The organism is Stenotrophomonas maltophilia, from assembly GCF_003970865.1.
GTDB classification, from domain to species: Bacteria; Pseudomonadota; Gammaproteobacteria; order Xanthomonadales; family Xanthomonadaceae; genus Stenotrophomonas; species Stenotrophomonas maltophilia_AR.
On the sequence record NZ_RXLZ01000182.1, the window covers coordinates 1 to 520 of the forward strand.

Consider the following 520-nt stretch of genomic DNA (forward strand, 5'->3'; position numbering starts at 1 on the left):
CCTGGGGGCGGGTGGGGGGGGGGGGCGCCCGGGGGCGTGGGGCCGTGGGCGTTGTGGCCATCGTGGGCGGGGGCCGGGGCGTGGCCGCCGCGGCGGGGGTGGTGTTGATCTCCACGCACGGGCTTTGATGGCCGACGAGGGGGGATTGGGTGTCGGCGGGGCGGCTGCTGGGGGCGGCGGGGACCGGCGGCGGGGAGTTGGGCATGCCCGGGGCCGCGGACTGCAGTTCGGGCACCTCGGCAATCGAGGTCCACCCGCTCATGCCCTGGCACCAGGCCAGGGCGCGCGGGTTGGCCTGCGCATAACGGCGCGCGGCCTCGTCATCAAGCGGGCCGATACGCTCGGCCTGGGCGGAGGCATGGAAGTACCACTGGGTCATCGCGCGGTCCCTTATACACATTTCCGAGCCCCCGGAACGGACTCCTAACCCGTATGCCGTCTTCTGCTTGAAAAAAAAAAAAAGACAACAGACGATGTCAGAACACCGAAACGTAGTACTAGTACAACATTATAACAAAAA

Annotated in this window: 1 protein-coding gene; it reads right to left on the reverse strand. The window is 67.7% G+C overall.

Going from position 1 to position 520, the window contains the following annotated elements:
* On the reverse strand, positions 1 to 379 hold a 379-nt coding region (locus tag EKL94_RS22295), incomplete at its 3' end, for a DUF4339 domain-containing protein (protein WP_185830086.1).
* Positions 380 to 520 lie beyond the last annotated feature (141 nt).